Here is an 18,607-nt window from a genome sequence, read left to right as displayed (position 1 = left end):
CGTGCGCCCGTGACCACGAACGAATCGGGCGAGCGGGACACCGTTGCCCGGCCCACTCTCGTCACCATCTCCGTCGTGCTGTGGGTGCTGTCGGCCATCACCTATCTCGGTGTGTCCACCATCGTGATGAGCAATCACAGCGCCCAGGTCGACCAGCAGATGGTGGGCCTGCCCAAGACCGTCACGCGGGACCAGGTCAGCACGGTGCTCACCATCGCCGAGTTCGCCGCCCTGATCATCGGCGTGCTGGCCGCGGCCGGCGTATACCTGCTGATGAAGGCCAATCGCCGGGCCCGGGTGCTGCTCATCGTCCTGGTGTTCCTCCAGCTGTTCTGCCTGCTGCTGTTCAACCTGGACGGCCCCGGCGCGCTGTTCGGCGTGGCCGGGCTGATCCTGCTGTTCCTGCCGGCGTCCAACCGGTACTTCACCTGGATCAAGCAGGGGTGACCACTCGCTACGCCGAGCCGGGCTCGTCGTTCTGGCCGGTGCTGTGGGCGCCGGGCTTCGCGCTGCTCGGCCTCGCCGTCGAGGCGCTGAGCGGCTCGGTGCACGTCCTCGGCTGGCTGCTGGCGGCGATGGTGCTGGCTGGCGTGTGGGCGCTGTGGGTGGCGGCGCGTCGGCGGCTGCGGTCGGTGTCGCTCACGGACGACGTTCTGCGGCTGGGCGAGGAAGAGCTCCCGGTTGCCGACATCGCCGCCGTCGAGGATGACGAGCCCGAGGTGGCCAAGGTGCTGGGTGGCGGCTGGACGACCCCGAAGGGCACCGGCGCCGTTCCGCTTCGTCTGCACGACGGCAAGATCGTGCTGGCCTGGGCCCGTCGCCCGGACGAGCTGAGGGCGGCGCTTCGGGCCTTGCTGGCGGCGTGAGACTCTGGTGCACATGGTGAGCAGCCCCCGGTTGAACCAGCCGTGGCGCGCCGCGGTGGCGTGCGGCCTGGTGGTCGTCGCCGTGCTCGCGGTGCTGGCCGCGGTGTGGAGCTGGCAGCACGGCATCGTCCGGTACGACATCCCGGCCGGCGACAACACGCCGGAGATGGTGTCCACCCGGTTCGTCGGCAGCTGGATGGCCGGCGCCATCGGCCTCGGCACGCTGGCCGCGATCCTGGTGGTCAGCGCCGTCCGGCAGCTGCTGCTGGCCTTGCGCACCCGCGACAGCCACCCGCTACCCCCGATCCAGACCGCCGAGCCCCCGGCGGCTTAGCGGTGGCCGGGTCGGGTGCCCGCGCCGCGCGCTTGCCATCCACGCCGTGCCATGACGAGCAGGCCGCCGAACTCACCTAGTAGGGCGGCAATCGGCGTGACCAGCACCGGGACGACGAACACCAGCTGCAGCAGCATGCCGTTCAGTGACGCGTGCGTGTCATCCAGATGACCCGGCTCCTGGATCATCGTCGGGTAGAACGCGGTGAACAGGATGGCGAACGTGGCCACGAACAACGTCGCGACGACGAACCCGGCCACGGCTCCGGCGCGTGCTCCCGCCCACCCGGTTCCGGCCCGCAGTTCCCCGCGTGCCCCGATCATCACGAACGCGGCAGCGTACAGCGCCAGCAGCCCGAAGCCGACGGGGTCGCGTCCGGGCCATTGGTACGCGGCCGCCGGCAGTACCAGGTTGCTGACGAACAGCACCGCCATCTCCGCCGCGCCGAGCAGCAGGCCGCCGTACAGCCCCTGACGGGTCGCGCTGTTGATCAGCCTGCCATCACGCTCCATGTCGGTCACCTCTGCACTCGCGATGCCGGGCACCCCTGCGATCGCCCACACCACCCCACTCGTTACCCGTGGTCACAACGGATCTCGGGCTAGAGCTTCGGCAGCACGGGGGGATCGGGCAGCACGGGCCAGGTGGTCGGGGTCGACGGGCCGCCGGCCATGCGCAGGGCCAGCTCGATGTAGCGGCGGTGCATCTCGGTCGGCGTGACCTCGCCGTCGTCCCGGAACCACTCGCTGATCAACCCGCACATGTCGAGCACGGCCCGTGCGGTGGTGGCGGCCGAGCGGCCGACCAGGTCGAAGACGCCGGCCTGCTGGCCGGCCGTGAGCACGTCGGCGAGCTCGTCGCGTAGCCGGCGGCGACTGGCCAGGACGTCCCGGAGGTGGGTGCCGCTCAGCCAGCGGTACTCGTGGTTGCCGACCCGCGAGCGCTCACGGAACAGGGAGTGGGCGGCGACGTGCACGGCGACGAGGGCGGCGTACTGGTCCACGGGGTCGTCGCCGGCGGCCGACCGGGCCTGCACGGTGTGCCGCTCCAGCTCGGCGTGGATGTCCAGCACGAGCTGGTAGAGCAGCTCGTCCTTGGACGGGAAGTGGTTGTACAGCGCGCCCTGGGTGAAGCCGCAGGCCTGGGTGATCTCCTTCACGGACGTGGCCAGGAAGCCCCGCTCGTAGAACAGCGTGGTGGCCGCGGCCAGCAGTCTGTCCCGGGACCGGACGGTCTCCACACTCGTCATCGGTCAATACTCGCCCACTTGACCGAGAGCGTGACCACGCGGTAGGACCTTCCGAGGTATATGAACGGTCATTTACCAACGTGAAAGGCCAGCGTTGTCCTCCTCCCGACTCGCCGCCCTGACCGCCGTGCTGACCATCGCACTGACCGCGTGCTCGGGAATGACAGCCGCGCCAACGCCGACCAAGTCCTCCGTGGACTACAGCGCCCAGGCCATGCAGGCCACGCAGGCCGCCATCAGCGGCACCTATCACGAGCCGGCGGCCCAGCCCCGGCCCGGCGCGCCGGGCAAGAAGCTGGCGGTGATCTCCTCCGGCCAGAACGCGATCAGCTCGGTGGTGCCGGCCACCGCGGTGATGGAGGCGGCACGCGCCATCGGCTGGCAGGCCACGATCTACGACGGCAAGCTCAACCCGCAGTCCTGGCCGGCGCTGGTCGAACAGGCGGTGGCCAGCGGCGTCGACGGCATCGTGCTGGTCGCGGTGGACTGCCCGGTGGTGGCCAAACCACTGGCCGAGGCCAAGGCCAAGGGCATCAAGGTGGTCGGCATCTTCGCCTTCGACTGCAACGACCCGCTGTTCGGCGGCACCGGCCCGGCCCTGTTCAGCTCGTACGTCGACTTCGGCCCGCCGGTCAACCGCAACATCGACGACTTCTCCGACCTGTACGGCGCCGACCAGGCCAACACCACGATCGCCCAGACCAACGGCGCGGCCAAGGTGATCCTGGTGACCGACAACGAGTTCACCTCGATCCGCCACGTCGTGCAGGGCTTCCGCCAGACCATCGACAAATGCGCGACCTGCTCGGTCGTCGGCGAGGTGGACATCAAGGCGGCCGACCTGGCCGGGCCCAATGCCGAGGCGGCGGTGGAGAAGGTGCTGCGGGACCATCCCGACGCCAATGCGGTGAAGAGCCCGTACACCGCGGCGACGCTGGCCGCGGTCAGCCCGGCGGTGATGAAGACCAACCGCGCCGGCTCGCTGTACGTCATGGGCGGCGAGGGTTTCGAGCCGGAGCTGGACCTGATCCGCAAGCACCAGGGCGTCTCGGCCGTCACCATCATCCCGTCCGACTGGTACGGCTGGGCCGCGGTCGACACCGTGAACAGCCTTTTCCTCGGCCAGCAGCCGGCCGATTCCGGACTGGGCTGGCAACTCATCGACGACGAGGTGAATCCGCCGTCGAACAATGCCTACAAGCCGACAATCGACTTCCGCAGCGCATATCGGGCGGCCTGGGGAAAGACCGGCTGAGTCGGTTTCAGCTAACTCACAGGCAGCGTCCAGTCTGATGACAGCCTGAACACAGAGGATCGGAGGTGACCACCTCCCTGGGGTCCTCGACGCTGCCGCGCTCTCCCCAGGCCAGGGACGCGAGCAGAGTGAGGAACCCGTGTTGTCGAGAATTCGACTGCGCCTGACCAGACGGCGGGTGATCATCATCGTGGCCGCCGTGGTGGTGGCCACCGGCGGCGGCGTCGCGTGGGCCGCGACCAGGCCCACCGCCGACGCCACCACGACGTCGTTCGCCACCGCGACCACCGCGACGCTGAAGCAGACCGTCTCGTCCTCCGGCACCATTGCGCCGGCGCAGCAACAGAACCTGAACTTCGCGGTGTCCGGCCAGGTCACCGGGGTGACCGCGACGGTGGGCCAGCAGGTGAGCGCCGGGCAGGCGCTGGCCACGGTGAACTCGGCCGCGCTGGCCGCGAACGTCGCCGAGGCGCAGGCGACCGTCTCCACCGATCAGGCCCGGCTGAGCTCCGACCAGACCGCCGGGGCGTCCAGCGCGCAGATCGCGGCCGACCAGGCCGCGGTCACCGCCGCGCAGAACTCCCTGACCAACGCCCAGAACGCGCTCGGTGAAGCCACGCTGACCTCGCCCATCGACGGCACGGTCGCCTCCGTGAACCTGACGGTCGGGCAGCAGGTCTCCGGCGGCAGCACGTCCTCGTCCAGCGGCAGCGGCTCGGGCGGCGGTGGCGGCCAGGGCGGCGGCACCGGCGGCGGGGGCCAGGGCGGCGGCGCCTCGACCGGATCGTCCGGTTCTTCCAGTGCCAGCAGCAGTTCCGCGCAGGTCGTGGTGATCTCCACCAACACCTACGTGGTCAACGCCAGCGTGGACGACACCGAGGTCGGCCTGGTCAAGAACGGCGAGCAGGCGACCATCACGGCCAACGGCAGCCAGGAGCCGGTGTACGGCACGGTCACCTCGGTGGCCATGCTGGCCAGCTCCTCCTCGACGGTGCCGAGCTACCCGGTGTCGATCGCCGTCACCGGCACGCCGGCCGGCCTGCACCCGGGGGCCAGTGCGACCGTGGCGATCACGGTCAAGCAGGTCACCGACGCCGTGGTGGTGCCGACCGCCGCGATCCACTACGAGAACGGCAACGCGGTCGTCTACCAGATGGACGCGGGCAAGCAGGTCTCCAAGCAGGTCACCACCGGCATGACCTCCGGCGGCCAGACCCAGATCACCGAGGGCCTCAGTGACGGCGACCAGGTCGTGATTCCCAGCCGTACCACCGGAACCGGGACGACCGGCACCGGCCGTGGCACCGGGGGAACCGGCGGGACCGGCGGCCGTGGCACCGGCGGCACCGGTGGCTTCGGGGGCGGCGGTTTCGGCGGCGGCACGGGCGGGTTCGGCGGTGGCACCGGTGGCTTCGGCGGCGGGGCTCGCCAGGGGAACGGCGGCTGAGCCATGAGCCTCGACATGACCACGCCGATCCCACCCGTGATCGGCGGCCCCAAGACGGTCATCGGCATCCAGGACGTCACCAAGATCTACCGCACCGGCTCGGTGGAAGTGGCCGCGCTCGGCGGTGTCTCGCTGCGGATCGACGAGGGCGAGTACGTGGCGATCATGGGCCCGTCCGGCTCCGGCAAGTCCACGCTGATGCACATCATCGGCTGCCTGGACGTGGCCACCGACGGCAGCTATTTCCTGGCCGGCGAGGACGTCAGCGGGCTGACCGAGAACGAGCTCGCGGTGATCCGCAACAAGCGCATCGGCTTCGTCTTCCAGCAGTTCAACCTGCTGACCTCGCTGACGGCCTGGCGCAACGTGGAGCTGCCGCTGAGCTACGCCGGCGTGCCCAAGGCCGAGCGCAAGCGCCGAGCCGTCGCCGAGCTGGAGCGAGTGGGCCTCGGCGACCGCGTCGAGCACAAGCCGACCGAGCTGTCCGGCGGCCAGCAGTCCCGCGTGGCGCTGGCCCGGGCCCTGGTCAACGCCCCGGCGCTGATCCTGGCCGACGAGCCGACCGGCGCGCTGGACTCCAAGGCCACCGCCGACGTGCTCAACGTCTTCTCCGACCTGCACCGCGCCGGCCACACCATCGTGCTCATCACGCACGAGGAGGACGTCGCCGCCCGGGCGCAGCGGGTCGTGCGGCTGCGGGACGGGCTCATCGAGTCCGACGCCATGAATCTCGTCGGGGGTGCCTGATGGGATGGCTGGAAACCTTGCGGACCAGTTGGGACGCAATCAGATCACATCGGCTGCGGTCCGGTCTGACCATGCTCGGCATCCTGATCGGCATCGCCGCCGTGATTCTGACGGTCGGTCTCGGTGAAGGCGCGCAGCAGCAGGTCAGCAGTGCCATCAACGCCTTGGGCACCAACCTGCTCGTCGTCACGCCGGGCAGCACGACGACCGCCGGCGTGCGGGGCGGCTCCGGCACCGCGTCCTCGCTCACCGCGAGCGACGCGACGGCGTTGGGGGACAAGACGGTCGCGCCGGACATCATGGCCGTGGCCCCGAGCAACAGCCGCTCCGAGTCGCTGACCGCCGGCTCCACCAACTGGACGACCTCCGTCGTCGGCACGACCACGGACTGGCTGAGCGTGCGGGCCCGGACCGTCTCGGAAGGACGGTTCCTCAGCAATCAGGACATCAGCGGCGAAGCGGCCAACGTCGTGCTCGGACCGTCGACCGCCCAGGAGTTGTTCGGCTTCGCCGACCCGGTCGGGCGCACGGTGACCATCGGGACCATCCCGTTCACGGTGGTCGGTGTGCTGGCTTCCGAGGGAACCTCGTCCGCGCAGAACCAGGACGACCAGGCGGTGGTGCCGATCAGCACCGCCTCCGACCGGCTCTTCGGCGGCGCGACCCGCACCTCGGTGCAGTCGATCTACGTGGAGGCCACGTCCGCGGACACCCTGTCGGCCGCCTACCAGGAGGCCACCCAGGAGCTGCTGACCCTGCACCACGTGACCGACCCGACGGCCGCCGACTTCACCATCGCCAGCCAGGAGTCGCTGCTGACCACCGCGACCTCGGTCAGCAAGACGCTGACCATCCTGCTCGGCGGCGTGGCCGCGCTGTCCCTGCTGGTCGGCGGCATCGGCGTCATGAACATCATGCTGGTGTCGGTGACCGAGCGGATCCGCGAGATCGGCCTGCGCAAGGCGCTCGGCGCCAGCCCGACCCTGATCCGCCGGCAGTTCCTGGTGGAGGCGAGCGTGCTCGGCCTTGCCGGCGGCATACTGGGGGCGCTGCTGGGGATCGTGGGCGCGCTGGTGCTGCCGGGGCTGATCTCGTCGACCATCACCGTGTCCCCGACGGCCACCGTGTTGGCCATCCTGACCTCGATCGCCATCGGCATGGCCTTCGGTGTGTACCCGGCCAGCCGGGCCGCCCGACTGGCCCCGATCGACGCTCTCCGTAGCGAATGAGCTGGAGCCCAACGATGTCCGTGCAGATCCGCAAGGCCGCCCTCGGCGTCATGGCCGGCGCATTGGCGTTCACGCTGGCCGCGTGCGGCGGCTCGTCACCCGCCGCGCCGGCCGGCAGCAACACCAAGGCCCCCGGCACCAACCGCAACGGCGGCGGCGCGCCGCCCGGGGTGTTCGGCAGCATCGCCGCGGTGTCCGGCCAGACGCTTCAGGTGCAGAACCCGCAGAGCGGCCAGACGGCCGTCACCTACGACGGGTCGACGAAGATCACCAACTCGGTGGCCGGCACGCTGGCCGACGTGACCTCCGGTTCCTGTGTGAGCGTGGTCGGCACGTCCACCGGCACCGGCCAGCCGGTCGGCGCCACGGCCGTGACGATCACGCAGGCCGGGGCCAACGGATGCAGCTTCGGCGGCGGCCAGCGGCCGTCTGGCTCCAACACGCCGCGGCCGTCGGACTCGAACCGGCCCCGGCCCAGCGGCAGCAACGGTCCCCGGCCCAGCACCGGCAACAACCCGGCCGGCGGTCCGCGCGCCTTCGGGGCGGTGACGGCGGTGTCGGCCAACGGCTTCACCGTGCACTCGACCTTCGGCTCCAACGCCACCGACGTGACGGTGAACGTCACGTCGGCGACGACGTACACCAAGACCGTGAGCGCCGACCCGACCGCGCTGGTCGTGGGCGCATGTGTTGCGGCGCAAGGCAAGGCCGACGACACGGGCGCGGTGGCGGCGACCTCCATCGCCGTCAGCAAGGCCGGTCCGAACGGCTGCACCGGCGGCTTCCGCGGCGGTCGTGGCGGCTTCGGCGGCGGCCGGGGCAACGGCGGTAACGGGGGCGGCGGCAACGGTGGTGGCAATGGCAACGGCTGAGCGGAAAAGACGAGGGTTCCGCCGCTCCCGGGTGGTGATCGGCATCGTGGTGCTGGTCCTGCTCGGCGGCGGGGCAGTGGCCTACGCCGCGACGAGAACCGACGATCCCTCGTACCGGACGACCACCGCCGGCCCGGCCAAGGTGACGTCGGTGCTCACCGGCACCGGCACCGTGCAGCCGGTGTCCCAGGCCACGGTCAGCTTCCCCGTGTCCGGGCAGGTCGCCGCGGTGAGCGTGAAGCAGGGCGACACCGTGACCTCCGGCCAGGTGCTGGCCCAGCTCAACACGACAACGCTGTCCGGCCAGGTCAGCTCGGCCCAGTCCACGTTGGCCAACGCGCAGGCCAAGCTGGCGGCCGACCAGACCAGCCAGACCACGTCCGTGCAGACGCCGTCCACAGGTGGTTCTTCGGGCGGCGGCGGTGCTTCGTCCAAGCTCACCCAGCTGCTGAAGTCCATCTCCACCGGGCAGAACGCGGTGCGCGGCGCGCAGCAGAAGGTCGACGCCGACCTGCAACTCGCCGGGGCGGCGCTGAAGCACGCCCAGACGACGTGCCCGGACGTCATCAAGCAGCTCGGCGCGACGGGGTCCACCCCGCCGGCCAGCACCAGTTCCACTGACACGACGACGCCGACCACGACCACCACCACGCCGCCCCCGACCGCGCCGCCGGTCAGCGTCACCGACTGCACCGAGCTGTTGCAGCAGGTCCAGGACGCCCAGGCCAAGACCGGGGCCGACGAGACGGCGCTGAGCCAGGCCGAGGCGGCGCTGTCGACCACGTTGGGCCAGGCCGCCACGGCGGTGCAGCAGTCCTCCACGTCGTCCTCGTCCGCCACGAAAACCCCATCTGGTGGCGTTGGGGGCAACCAAAGCGGATCTCGTGGCGGCTCCTCCACGCCGCCGTCGGCCGACCAGATCGCCGCCGACCAGGCCTCGGTCGACGCCGCCAACGCGCAGCTGGCGGCCAACCAGCAGAACCTGGCCGCGGCCAACCTGGTCAGCCCCATCGACGGCACGGTGGCGCAGGTCGACGTGGTCAGCGGCCAGAACGCGGCGGCCAACTCCAGCACCGCGAAGATCGTCATCATCGGTCCCGGCGGCAACCAGGTCACCACCGCGGTCAACGACAACCAGGTCGGCCAGGTCAAGCCGGGCCAGTCCGCGACCATCACGCCCGACGGCGCGGCCAAGCCGCTGACCGGCAAGGTCGTGTCCATCGGCGCGCTGTCCAGCACCACCACCGGCGGCTCGGCCAGCTTCCCGGTGACGATCTCCGTTGACGGTGGCGGTCCGGCGCTGTTCGCCGGCTCCACCGCCGGCGTGGCGATCACCCTGGGCACCGCGCAGGCCGCGGTCACCGTGCCGACCTCGGCGGTGCACAGCATCGGGGCGGCGAGCTTCGTGACCACGCTGGTCGACGGCAAGACGGCCAGCAAGCGGGTCACCCTCGGCGTGATCGGCTCGACCGTCACCCAGGTGACCGAGGGCCTCAACGCCGGCGACGTGGTCGTGCTGGCCGACCTGAGCCAGGCTCTGCCGTCCGCGACGACCGGCGCCGGCGCACGTGGCTTGACCGGCGGCGGCGGAGGCTTCCGCCCAGGTGGGACCGGTGGTGGAACCACCGGCGCGGCGACGGGAGGCCGTGGCGGGAGGTGACGGTCGACCCGCTCGCGCTCGGCGTGGAGCAAGATGTGCCTATGTCCGAGCCAAGCAAGCGCAGCCGGCTGCTCGTCGTGGAGGACGAGCCGAGCATCCGAGAGCTGCTCGCCGCCAGCCTTCGGTTCGCCGGTTTCGACGTGGACACCGCGTCGACCGGCACCGACGCGCTGCGCAGCGTTGAGCGTGAGCGGCCGGACCTGATCCTGCTCGACGTGATGCTGCCGGACCGGGACGGCTTCGAGGTGGTGCGCCGGCTGCGCTCGGGCGGCCTCGGCGTGCCGGTGCTGTTCCTGACCGCGCGCGACGGGGCCGAGGACAAGATCACCGGGCTGACCATCGGCGGCGACGACTACGTCACCAAGCCGTTCAGCCTGGAAGAGGTCATCGCCCGGGTCAACGCGGTGCTGAGACGGACCAAGGCGCAGCCGGAGCCGCCGGACAACCGCTTGCGCTACGCCGATCTCGAGCTGGAGGTGGACAGCCACGAGGTGCGCCGGGCCGGGCGCCTCGTGCAGCTGTCGCCGACCGAGTTCAAGCTGCTGCACTTCCTGCTGCGCAACGCCGGCCGGGTGCTGTCCAAGGCGCAGATACTGGACCAGGTCTGGCACTACGACTTCAACGGCGAGGCCGGCGTGGTCGAGTCGTACATCTCCTACCTGCGGCGCAAGGTGGACGACGTGGAGCCCCGGCTGATCCACACCGTCCGCGGCGTCGGCTACGTGCTGCGGCAGTCCTCGACATGACCCGCGTGGTGCGCTGGATCCGCGACTCGTTCGGCCGGATGCCGCTACGCGTGCACCTGGTGTCCGGCCTGGTGCTGCTGGTCGCCGTGGCGCTGTTCGGGGCCTGGTTCATCACGTCCAAGGTGCTGGAGAACTACCTCTACAGCCAGATGGACGCCCGGCTGCACACCATGCTGGTCTCCACCCAGCGCCAGACCCAGGACGGCACCGTCGACCGGCCGCGGCCGCCGTTCACCGGCCGGCCCGGCGGGTTCCGGCTGCCCGGCCGCAGCCTGGTCGTGCTGCGCACGGCCACCGACTACCGCGAGCTCAGCAAGCCGACCGACGACGGCGACTTCCGGCCGGCGCTGCCGCCGGTCGGCCAGCTGCCCGAGGACTCGGCGATCACGTTGGTGTCGCAGGACAGCGGCGGACCGCGCTGGCGGGTGCAGGTGGCGCGACAGGGCGACGGCGAGATCGTGGTCGCGACCGACCAGCGTGACCTGGACACCGCCGTGACCGACCTGCGGGTCCGGTCCCTGCTGATCTGCCTCGGCGCGCTGGTGCTGGTCGCCGGGCTCGGCTACGCCCTGGTGCGCAGCAGCATGCGGCCGCTGGAGGAGGTCGAGCAGACCGCCGACGTGATCGCCACCGGCGAGCTGTCCCGACGGGTGCCGGTGCGGCGGCCGGGCAGCGAGGTCGGGCGGCTGGCCAACTCGCTCAACGTGATGCTGGGCCGGATCGAGGAGGCCTTCACCGCGCGGCAGAAGTCCGAGGAGGGGGCGCGGCGCTCGGAGAACCAGATGCGCCAGTTCGTCGCCGACGCCTCGCACGAGCTGCGCACCCCGCTGACCTCCATCCGCGGCTACGCCGAGCTGTACCGGCAGGGCGCGGTCACCTCCACCGCCGAGGTCGCCGAGGTGCTGGGCCGGATCGAGGACCAGGCGGCCCGGATGGGGCTGCTGGTCGAGGACCTCTTACTGCTGGCCCGGCTCGACCAGCAGCGCCCGCTGGAGCAGCGGGTGGTCGACCTGACCGTGATCGCCGTGGACGCCGTGCACGACGCCCGGGTGCTCGATCCCGACCGCAAGATCGGGCTGCACCTGGACCTGGCGATGAACGCCGACGACGAGGACGAGGACGGCGATCCGCTGACCGTGCTCGGCGACGAGGCACGCCTGCGCCAGGTGCTCAGCAACCTGGTCAACAACGCCATCACCCACACGCCCGCCGGCACACCGGTCGACGTGCGGCTGTCCCGGCGCGATGAGGCCGGCCGGCCGCTGGCCGTGATCGAGGTGGCCGACCAGGGGCCTGGGCTCACCAGCGAGCAGAGCGAGCGGATCTTCGAGCGGTTCTACCGGGCCGATGCCGTACGCAGCCGGGAGAACGGCGGGACCGGGCTGGGTCTGGCCATCGTCGCGGCCTTGGTGGCGGCGCACGGGGGTCGGGTGGAGTTGGACACCGTGCCGGGCGACGGTGCCACGTTCCGGGTGCTGCTGCCTCAGGAATCCCCGTAGTTCGCACCGAAGGGCGGGCCTAGGGGCGGCGGCTCAACCACCGCCGCGACGGTTCGTCCTGGTGGGTATGCGCAGCGGATCGCTCGTGGTTCTGCCGATCGCCGGCTTACTGCTGACGGCGTGCGGCCTGGTCACTGTCACCAAGCACCCGCAGGGGGCGCCGGCGTGCACGGCGGGTGACATGCAGGCGCTGCCGGCGATCCCGACCCCGCCGCCGCTCGGCACCGTCGCGGTGCGGGTCGGCGTGGCCAACCTGGGCGACTACCCCTGCACGATCAGCGGGGCGCCACACGTCGCGATCGGTGGCCTCTCGCCGCGGCCGCGGACCCTCGTCGTGACGCCCAGCGGCCCGGGCGATCCGCTGGTCCTGGCCCCGGGGGATCAGGCCGTCGCCACCGTCGCGGCCCCCATGGGCCCCAACTTCACGTGCGCCGCCGGGGCCGCCCCCACCCGGCCGCCGGTGCTGCTGGTCGGGGTGCCGGACGACCTCGTCGCGATGAAGATGGCCGACGGGTCCAATTTCACCGAATGCGGGGACGCGGTGACCGTGTCGCCCTGGCAGGCCTTCTGACCACGTGACGGCGGCCACGCCGGGGCACCTGTAAGACTGGGGGTCGTGACGATCGAGCAGGCAGCCAGCGTTGACACCTCGCGTGCGTTGTTCGAGCGGGCGGCTAAGGCCACGCCGGGCGGGGTCAACTCGCCGGTGCGGGCCTTCCACTCGGTCGGCGGCACGCCCCGCTTCATGGTCCGCGGCGAGGGCCCGCATCTGTGGGACGCCGACGGGAACCGCTACGTCGACCTGGTCAGCTCGTGGGGCCCGATGATCCTGGGCCACGCCCACCCCGAGGTCGTTGCCGCGGTGCAGCGGGCGGCGACCAGCGGCCTGTCCTTCGGCACGCCGACCGAGGGCGAGATTCTGCTGGCCGAGGAGCTGATCGCCCGCGTCGAGCCGGTCGAGCAGGTGCGCCTGGTCAACTCCGGCACCGAGGCCACCATGAGCGCGATCCGGCTGGCTCGGGGCTTCACCGGCCGTCGCAAGATCGTCAAGTTCGCCGGCTGCTACCACGGCCATGTGGACGCACTTCTGGCCCAGGCCGGCTCGGGCGTGGCGACGCTGGGCCTGCCGACCACGCCGGGCGTGACGGGCGCACAGGCGGCCGACACGATCGTGTTGCCGTACAACGACATCGAGGCCGTGAAGACGGCGTTCGCGGCCAACGAGGGCGAGATCGCGGCGATCATCACCGAGGCCGCGGCCGGCAACATGGGCGCGGTGGCCCCGGACCCGGGCTTCAACGCCGCGCTGCGCGAGGCCTGCCACACAGGAGGCGCGCTGCTGATCATCGACGAGGTGATGACCGGCTTCCGTGTCTCCAAGTCCGGTTGGTACGGCCTCGAGCACGTGCCCGGCGACCTGTACACGTTCGGCAAGGTCATGTCCGGCGGTCTGCCGGCGGCGGCGTTCGGTGGCCGGGCCGACGTGATGGCCCGGCTGGCCCCGAGCGGCCCGGTCTACCAGGCCGGCACGCTGTCCGGGAACCCGGTGGCGGTGGCCGCCGGCCTGACCCAGCTGCGGCTGGCCGACGACGAGGTCTACCGCAAGCTCGACCGCAACGCCCGGCTGCTGGGCGAGCTGTTCGACGACGCGCTGACCGCCGAGGGCGTCGCCCACCAGGTGCAGTACGCCGGCAACCTGGTCAGCGTCTTCTTCACCGACCAGCCGGTGCGCGACTACGCCGGCGCCCAGGCCGCTCAGACCTGGCGCTTCCCGCCGTTCTTCCACGCCCTGCTCGACCGCGGCGTCTACGCCCCGCCGAGCGCCTTCGAGGCGTGGTTCGTCAACGCCGCCATGGACGACGCCGCGTTCGAGGTCATCGAGCAGGCCCTGCCGCACGCCGCGGCGGCGGCCGCGGCGGCCAAGGAGGATGGCCAGTGACTCGGACGATCGTGCACCTCATGCGCCACGGCGAGGTGCACAACCCCACCGGCATCCTCTACGGCCGGCTGCCCGGGTTCCGGCTGTCCGAGCAGGGCGAGAAGCAGGCGCTGCGGGTGGCCGAGCACCTGGCCGAGCGCGACATCGTGCACGTGGTCGCGTCGCCGCTGGAGCGGGCCCAGCAGACCGCGGGCCCGATCGCCGACTCGCACCGGCTGGAGCTGGCCACCGACGACCGGCTGATCGAGGCGGACAACCAGTTCGAGGGTCTGAAGGTGTCGGTCGGCGACGGCGCGCTGCGTTCGCCCAAGCACTGGCCCAAGCTGCGCAACCCGTTCGAGCCGTCGTGGGGCGAGCCGTACCTGAAGATCGCGCACCGGATGCTCGGCGCCGTGCACCGCGCCCGCGCGGCCGCCGCCGGGCACGAGGCGGTGTGCGTCTCGCACCAGCTGCCGGTCTGGACTGTGCGGCTGTTCCTGGAGGGCAAGCACATGTGGCACGACCCGCGGAAGCGGCAGTGCTCGCTGGCCTCGCTGACCACGTTGACGTTCGAGGACGAGCAGCTGATCCGGATCAGCTACTCGGAGCCGGCCGGCAGCACCGACCCGAGGGTGACCGGCGCATGATCAAGCGGATCGCCGTCGCGGTGGCGGCAGTGGCCCTGCTGGCCGGCTGCACCACCGGCAAGGACGCCGTCATCCAGGGCCAGGGCACGTTCCAGTTCACCGCGCCCGGCGGCCAGACCCACATCGACTACACCGGCCAGCAGCGCCAGCCGCTCAAGGAGCTGTCCGGCGACAGCCTGCTCCAGGACGGGCAGCAGGTGAAGCTGAGCGACTACGCCGGCAAGATCGTCGTGATCAACATCTGGGGCGCCTGGTGCGGTCCGTGCCGCAACGAGGCCCCGCAGCTCCAGCAGGTCTACGCCGAGAACAAGGACCAGGGCGTCCAGGTGATGGGTGTGGACGTGCGCGACGACAGGTCGGCGGCGCTGGACTTCTACCACAACGCCAAACTGGACTATCCGTCGATTTTCGACCCGCCGGGCCGGTCGCTGCTGGTGCTACAGGGCTATCCCCGCACCACGACCCCGTCCACGCTGGTGCTCGACCGGCAGCACCGGGTGGCCTGGGTGTCGCTTCTGCCGGTGGAGAAGGCCGAACTGTCGGCCAAGGTCAAGCAGCTCCTCGCCGAGAAGTAGAGTCCCGTTCACCGCGTATTTCCGTTCGTATGACGGGTGTTCCGCGCGCTTTCGCTCAATTAACCTCGCCTGCGGTCCCGCCCACCACGGATGGAGCACGCGCATGGCCGACTCGAACAACCCCCTCACGCGCCGCCGGTTCCTCGGTGCGGCCGCCGGCACGGTCGCGGCGGCCGGCGCGCTCGGCACGCTGCCGCCCGGCATGGCCGAGGCGCTGGCCGAGCCGCGCCGCCGCGGCCGGATCAGCGACGTCGAGCACGTGGTCGTGCTGATGCAGGAGAACCGCTCCTTCGACCACTACTACGGCACCATGCGCGGCACCCGCGGCTTCGCCGACCGCAGCGCGGTGATCCAGCCCAACGGCAAGGACATCTACCACCAGTACGACCTGCTCCGCAGTGACGGCAACGCCCTGCTGCCGTTCCATGTGGACACCGCGAAGGTGGACGGCCAGGACCTCGGCGACCTCGGTCACGGCTGGGACGACCAGCACCTGGCCGTCAACGGCGGTGCCAACAACTCGTGGGTCACCGCCAAGGGCGAGATGACCATGGGCTACTTCACCGAGCAGGACATCCCGTTCCACCGCGCGTTGGCCGACGCGTTCACCCTGTGCGACGCCTACCACTGCTCGGTGCAGGGCCCGACCACGCCGAACCGGCTCTACCTGTTCACCGGCACCATCGACGCCGACGGCAAGTACGGCGGCCCGGTCAACTACAACCCGGCCGACTACAAGGGTGTGCTGCGCTGGACCACCTACCCCGAGCGGCTACAGGACGCGGGCGTGTCGTGGAAGGTCTATGCCAACAAGGAGGTCGGCGACGACGGCGCGCACCCGTTCGTCGGCGACTACGGCGACAACCCGCTCTGGCTGTTCCAGCAGTACCACGCCGACTACACCAGCGAGTTGTCCCGGCGGGCCAGCGTGTTCAAGACCTGGGAGCCGGACTCGGGCAAGGGCAAGGACGTCAACCACGTGCTGTCGGAGTTCATCGCCGACTGCGCCGCCGGCACGCTGCCCAAGGTGTCCTGGATCGTCGCGCCCTACGGCTACTGCGAGCACCCCGAGGCGCGCCCGGTCGACGGCGCCGCCTACACCCAGGCCGTGCTGAACGCCTTGTGGGCCAACAAGAACCTCTGGGACAACACCGTCGTGCTGATCGACTACGACGAGAACGACGGCTTCTTCGACCACGTGCCGCCGCCGATGGCCCCGGCCGGCACGGCCGGCGAGTTCATCTCCGGCAAGTCGATCGGCCTCGGCGCCCGGGTGCCGATGACGGTGATCTCGCCGTGGAGCCGCGGCGGCTGGATCAACTCCGAGGTCTCCGACCACACCTCGGTGATCCGCTTCATCGAGCAGTGGACCGGCGTGCACGAGCCCAACATCACCGACTGGCGCCGGGCCACCTGCGGCGACCTGACCAGCGCCTTTGACTTCGCGGCGAAGAACGTGACGATCCCGCTGCTGCCGGACACGGCGGCGCTGCGCAAGATCGCCGATGCCACCCAGACCAAGCTGCCCAAGCCGGCCCCGCCGGCCACCGGCAAGCAGGTCACGCCGCTCCAGGACCAGGGCACGCGCCGGGCCCGCCCGCTGCCGTACCAGCCGGCCGTCACGACCTCGCTCTCGGCCGACAAGGGCACGCTGACCACCACGTTCGCCAACTACGGCACCGGTCAGCTCCAGCTGTGGGCGTACCGCGCCGACGGCAAGACCGACGGCCCGTGGCAGTACGACGTGCCGGCCGGCAAGCAGGTCAGCGACACGTGGAAGATCTGGAGCTACGGCTACAAGTACAACGTCGCCGTGCACGGCCCGAACCGCTTCCGCTGGCAGTTCGCCGCCGACGTCAACAAGGCCGGCGCCATCGACGCCGTGGCCGGCTACACGTCCGACTTCAAGCTCAACCTGGCGCTGACCAACCCCAGTGCCGCCACGGTGAAGTTCACCGTCACCACCAACCACTACGGCAACGGCAAGCAGACCTGCACCGTCGCCGCCGGCAAGACCGTCAACACGACGTTCTCGCCGGTCGAGGGCTGGTACGACCTGAGCGTGACGATCGACGCCGACCCGGTCTTCCTGCGCCGCTACAGCGGCCACGTGGAGAACGGCCACCCGAGCGTCACCGGCTGACGTGAACCCTGGGGGCGGCTACTTCAGCGCCCCCAGGTATCGCTCGGTGATGAGGTTCTGGGCCAACCGGCCGACCGGGCCGCCGAGCTTGGTCAGCAGGGTGGCGTGCCGGGAGAAGGCCGTGACCGTGAACGACACCGAGCCGTCGTCGTGGCGGTCGAGCACGAACGCCTCCTCGCCGCACTCGGGATGCCCGGGCAGCGTGCCGTAGCCGAAGCCCTGCCGGGTCGGCTCGTCGAGGACGTAGACCACCCGGCACGGCACCTTGATCGGGCCCAGCCGCAGCTCCACCACCGACTCCGGCTCGACCCGGGCCGAGGAGGCCAGCACGCGGAACCCGCTCGCCGCCTGCACCTGCCAGCCCAGCAGCCGGTCGGCGGCATCGTCGAAGCCGGTGGACAGCCGGACCCGGCGGCTGATCGTGCGGTAACCGGCCGGCAGCGCCCCCTTCGTCGCGCCGACCTCGGCGTACGTGAACGGCGCCGACTTCAGCGCGGCAACTCGGGCAGCAGGCAGCAGTTGGACGTTCACGGCTCCCATCCGATCACACTCCGATCTCATCAAGGGCAAAGGTCGCCAACGGGGCCGCAGGCCGACCCGGTTGCTCGGTGACCTGGACCACTACCTACTCTCGGACGAGTGAACTCGCTGGTGGACCTGGCGACGTCGGGGCCGCTGCTGCTGGCCGCGGCGGTTGCCCTGCTCGCCGGCGCGGTCTCCTTCGCCTCGCCGTGCTGCCTGCCGCTGGTCCCCGGCTACCTCGCCTACCTCGCCGGCCTGGTCGGCGCGGACGCCCCCGCCGTCGCCACCGACGAGCCGGTCAAGACCGGCCGCTGGCGGGTGGTCGGCGCCTCGGGTCTGTTCGTGCTCGGCTTCACGGTCGTGTTCACCATCGGTTCCGTCACGCTCTTCGGGTTGACCGATCTGCTGGCGCTCAACCAGGTATGGCTCCAGCGCGTCGGCGGCGTCGTCACGATCCTGATGGGTCTGGTGTTCGTCGGCCTGGTCCCGGCGCTGCAACGCGACCTGCGCCTGCACCGCAAGCCCCGGGTCGGCCTGCTCGGCGCGCCGGTGCTGGGCGCGGTGTTCGGGCTGGGCTGGACGCCGTGCGTCGGCCCGACCCTGGGCGGCGTGCTGTCGCTGACCGCCGGCACGCCCGTCGGCTCCATCGCGCTGCGCGGCATCTTCCTCATGCTGGTCTTCTGCCTCGGTCTCGGCGTGCCGTTCGTGCTGATCGCGATGGGCGCACGCTGGGCGGTGCGGGTCACCGGCTGGCTGCGCCGGCACGTGCGCGGCGTGCAGCTGGCCGGCGGCGGCCTGCTCATCGTGGTCGGCGTGCTGCTGGTCACCGGCCTGTGGGGCGACCTGCTCGCGATCATCCAGAACAACTTCGCCACGAACGCCACGGTGCCACTGTGAG

Annotated in this window: 20 protein-coding genes; 17 read left to right on the top strand and 3 right to left on the bottom strand. The window is 71.1% G+C overall.

Annotated elements, in window-relative coordinates:
* Positions 1-9 precede the first annotated feature (9 nt).
* From M3Q35_RS31330 to M3Q35_RS31320, 3 genes are read left to right on the top strand one after another with little or no spacing between them, the layout of a single operon-like run.
* Positions 10-447, top strand: coding sequence for a hypothetical protein (locus M3Q35_RS31330; RefSeq protein WP_273936142.1), 438 nt, complete (start codon positions 10-12; stop codon positions 445-447).
* Positions 444-866, top strand: a complete 423-nt coding sequence (locus M3Q35_RS31325; protein WP_273936141.1) for a DUF3093 family protein — start codon at positions 444-446, stop codon at positions 864-866. The genes M3Q35_RS31330 and M3Q35_RS31325 overlap by 4 nt, the downstream gene beginning before the upstream one ends.
* A gap of 13 nt (positions 867-879) precedes the next feature.
* Positions 880-1,200: a hypothetical protein gene (locus M3Q35_RS31320; protein ID WP_273936140.1), complete on the top strand. Its 321-nt coding sequence runs from the start codon at positions 880-882 to the stop codon at positions 1,198-1,200.
* Here the strand turns inward: M3Q35_RS31320 and M3Q35_RS31315 are convergent.
* Together M3Q35_RS31315 and M3Q35_RS31310 are read right to left on the bottom strand one after the other, a co-directional pair.
* Positions 1,197-1,763, bottom strand: coding sequence for a hypothetical protein (locus M3Q35_RS31315; RefSeq protein WP_273936139.1), 567 nt, complete (start codon positions 1,761-1,763; stop codon positions 1,197-1,199). The genes M3Q35_RS31320 and M3Q35_RS31315 overlap by 4 nt on opposite strands.
* Positions 1,764-1,801: 38 nt before the next feature.
* Positions 1,802-2,449, bottom strand: coding sequence for a TetR/AcrR family transcriptional regulator (locus M3Q35_RS31310; protein ID WP_273936138.1), 648 nt, complete (start codon positions 2,447-2,449; stop codon positions 1,802-1,804).
* Positions 2,450-2,543: 94 nt separating this feature from the next.
* On the opposite strand from M3Q35_RS31310, the gene M3Q35_RS31305 reads away from it, so the two are divergent.
* The 13 genes from M3Q35_RS31305 to M3Q35_RS31245 all read left to right on the top strand — a co-directional run bounded on the left by M3Q35_RS31305 (position 2,544) and on the right by M3Q35_RS31245 (position 17,187).
* Positions 2,544-3,704 (top strand): substrate-binding domain-containing protein, encoded by a 1,161-nt coding sequence (locus M3Q35_RS31305; protein WP_273936137.1) that lies wholly within the window; start codon positions 2,544-2,546, stop codon positions 3,702-3,704.
* Between the two features lie 142 nt (positions 3,705-3,846).
* The gene (locus M3Q35_RS31300; RefSeq protein ID WP_273936136.1) at positions 3,847-5,151 is read left to right on the top strand and encodes an efflux RND transporter periplasmic adaptor subunit; all 1,305 of its coding nucleotides are present in this window, start codon (positions 3,847-3,849) and stop codon (positions 5,149-5,151) included.
* A 15-nt stretch (positions 5,152-5,166) separates the two neighbouring features.
* On the top strand, positions 5,167-5,898 hold the full coding sequence (locus tag M3Q35_RS31295) for an ABC transporter ATP-binding protein (RefSeq protein ID WP_273936135.1): 732 nt from the start codon (positions 5,167-5,169) through the stop codon (positions 5,896-5,898).
* 71 nt (positions 5,899-5,969) lie between these two features.
* Entirely contained in the window at positions 5,970-7,127 is a 1,158-nt protein-coding gene (locus tag M3Q35_RS31290) for an ABC transporter permease (protein WP_273936134.1), read from the top strand.
* Positions 7,128-7,141: 14 nt separating this feature from the next.
* Entirely contained in the window at positions 7,142-7,999 is an 858-nt protein-coding gene (locus M3Q35_RS31285; protein ID WP_273936133.1) for a DUF5666 domain-containing protein, read from the top strand.
* The gene (locus M3Q35_RS31280; RefSeq protein ID WP_273936132.1) at positions 7,986-9,659 is read left to right on the top strand and encodes an efflux RND transporter periplasmic adaptor subunit; all 1,674 of its coding nucleotides are present in this window, start codon (positions 7,986-7,988) and stop codon (positions 9,657-9,659) included. Before M3Q35_RS31285 ends, M3Q35_RS31280 begins: the two co-directional genes overlap by 14 nt.
* Positions 9,660-9,700: 41 nt before the next feature.
* Positions 9,701-10,405, top strand: coding sequence for a response regulator transcription factor (locus tag M3Q35_RS31275; RefSeq protein WP_273936131.1), 705 nt, complete (start codon positions 9,701-9,703; stop codon positions 10,403-10,405).
* Entirely contained in the window at positions 10,402-11,904 is a 1,503-nt protein-coding gene (locus tag M3Q35_RS31270) for a sensor histidine kinase (protein WP_273936130.1), read from the top strand. The genes M3Q35_RS31275 and M3Q35_RS31270 overlap by 4 nt, the downstream gene beginning before the upstream one ends.
* Positions 11,905-11,989: 85 nt before the next feature.
* A complete protein-coding gene (locus M3Q35_RS31265; protein ID WP_273936129.1) occupies positions 11,990-12,475 on the top strand; it encodes a DUF4232 domain-containing protein in 486 nt (161 codons plus the stop codon).
* A gap of 45 nt (positions 12,476-12,520) precedes the next feature.
* Positions 12,521-13,843, top strand: a complete 1,323-nt coding sequence (gene hemL / locus M3Q35_RS31260; protein WP_273936128.1) for a glutamate-1-semialdehyde 2,1-aminomutase — start codon at positions 12,521-12,523, stop codon at positions 13,841-13,843.
* Positions 13,844-13,863: 20 nt separating this feature from the next.
* Positions 13,864-14,469 (top strand): histidine phosphatase family protein, encoded by a 606-nt coding sequence (locus M3Q35_RS31255; RefSeq protein WP_273944524.1) that lies wholly within the window; start codon positions 13,864-13,866, stop codon positions 14,467-14,469.
* A complete protein-coding gene (locus tag M3Q35_RS31250) occupies positions 14,469-15,044 on the top strand; it encodes a TlpA family protein disulfide reductase (RefSeq protein ID WP_273944522.1) in 576 nt (191 codons plus the stop codon). Before M3Q35_RS31255 ends, M3Q35_RS31250 begins: the two co-directional genes overlap by 1 nt.
* 103 nt (positions 15,045-15,147) lie before the next feature.
* The gene (locus tag M3Q35_RS31245) at positions 15,148-17,187 is read left to right on the top strand and encodes a phosphocholine-specific phospholipase C (RefSeq protein ID WP_273936126.1); all 2,040 of its coding nucleotides are present in this window, start codon (positions 15,148-15,150) and stop codon (positions 17,185-17,187) included.
* An 18-nt stretch (positions 17,188-17,205) separates the two neighbouring features.
* Here M3Q35_RS31245 and M3Q35_RS31240 read toward each other — a convergent pair whose 3' ends face one another.
* Entirely contained in the window at positions 17,206-17,718 is a 513-nt protein-coding gene (locus M3Q35_RS31240) for a DUF1990 family protein (RefSeq protein ID WP_273936125.1), read from the bottom strand.
* A gap of 108 nt (positions 17,719-17,826) precedes the next feature.
* On the opposite strand from M3Q35_RS31240, the gene M3Q35_RS31235 reads away from it, so the two are divergent.
* Positions 17,827-18,606, top strand: a complete 780-nt coding sequence (locus tag M3Q35_RS31235; protein ID WP_273936124.1) for a cytochrome c biogenesis CcdA family protein — start codon at positions 17,827-17,829, stop codon at positions 18,604-18,606.
* Position 18,607 lies beyond the last annotated feature (1 nt).

This window comes from Kutzneria chonburiensis (assembly GCF_028622115.1).
Classification (GTDB): domain Bacteria; phylum Actinomycetota; class Actinomycetes; order Mycobacteriales; family Pseudonocardiaceae; genus Kutzneria; species Kutzneria chonburiensis.
This window is presented reverse-complemented; position numbering and strand designations above follow the sequence as displayed.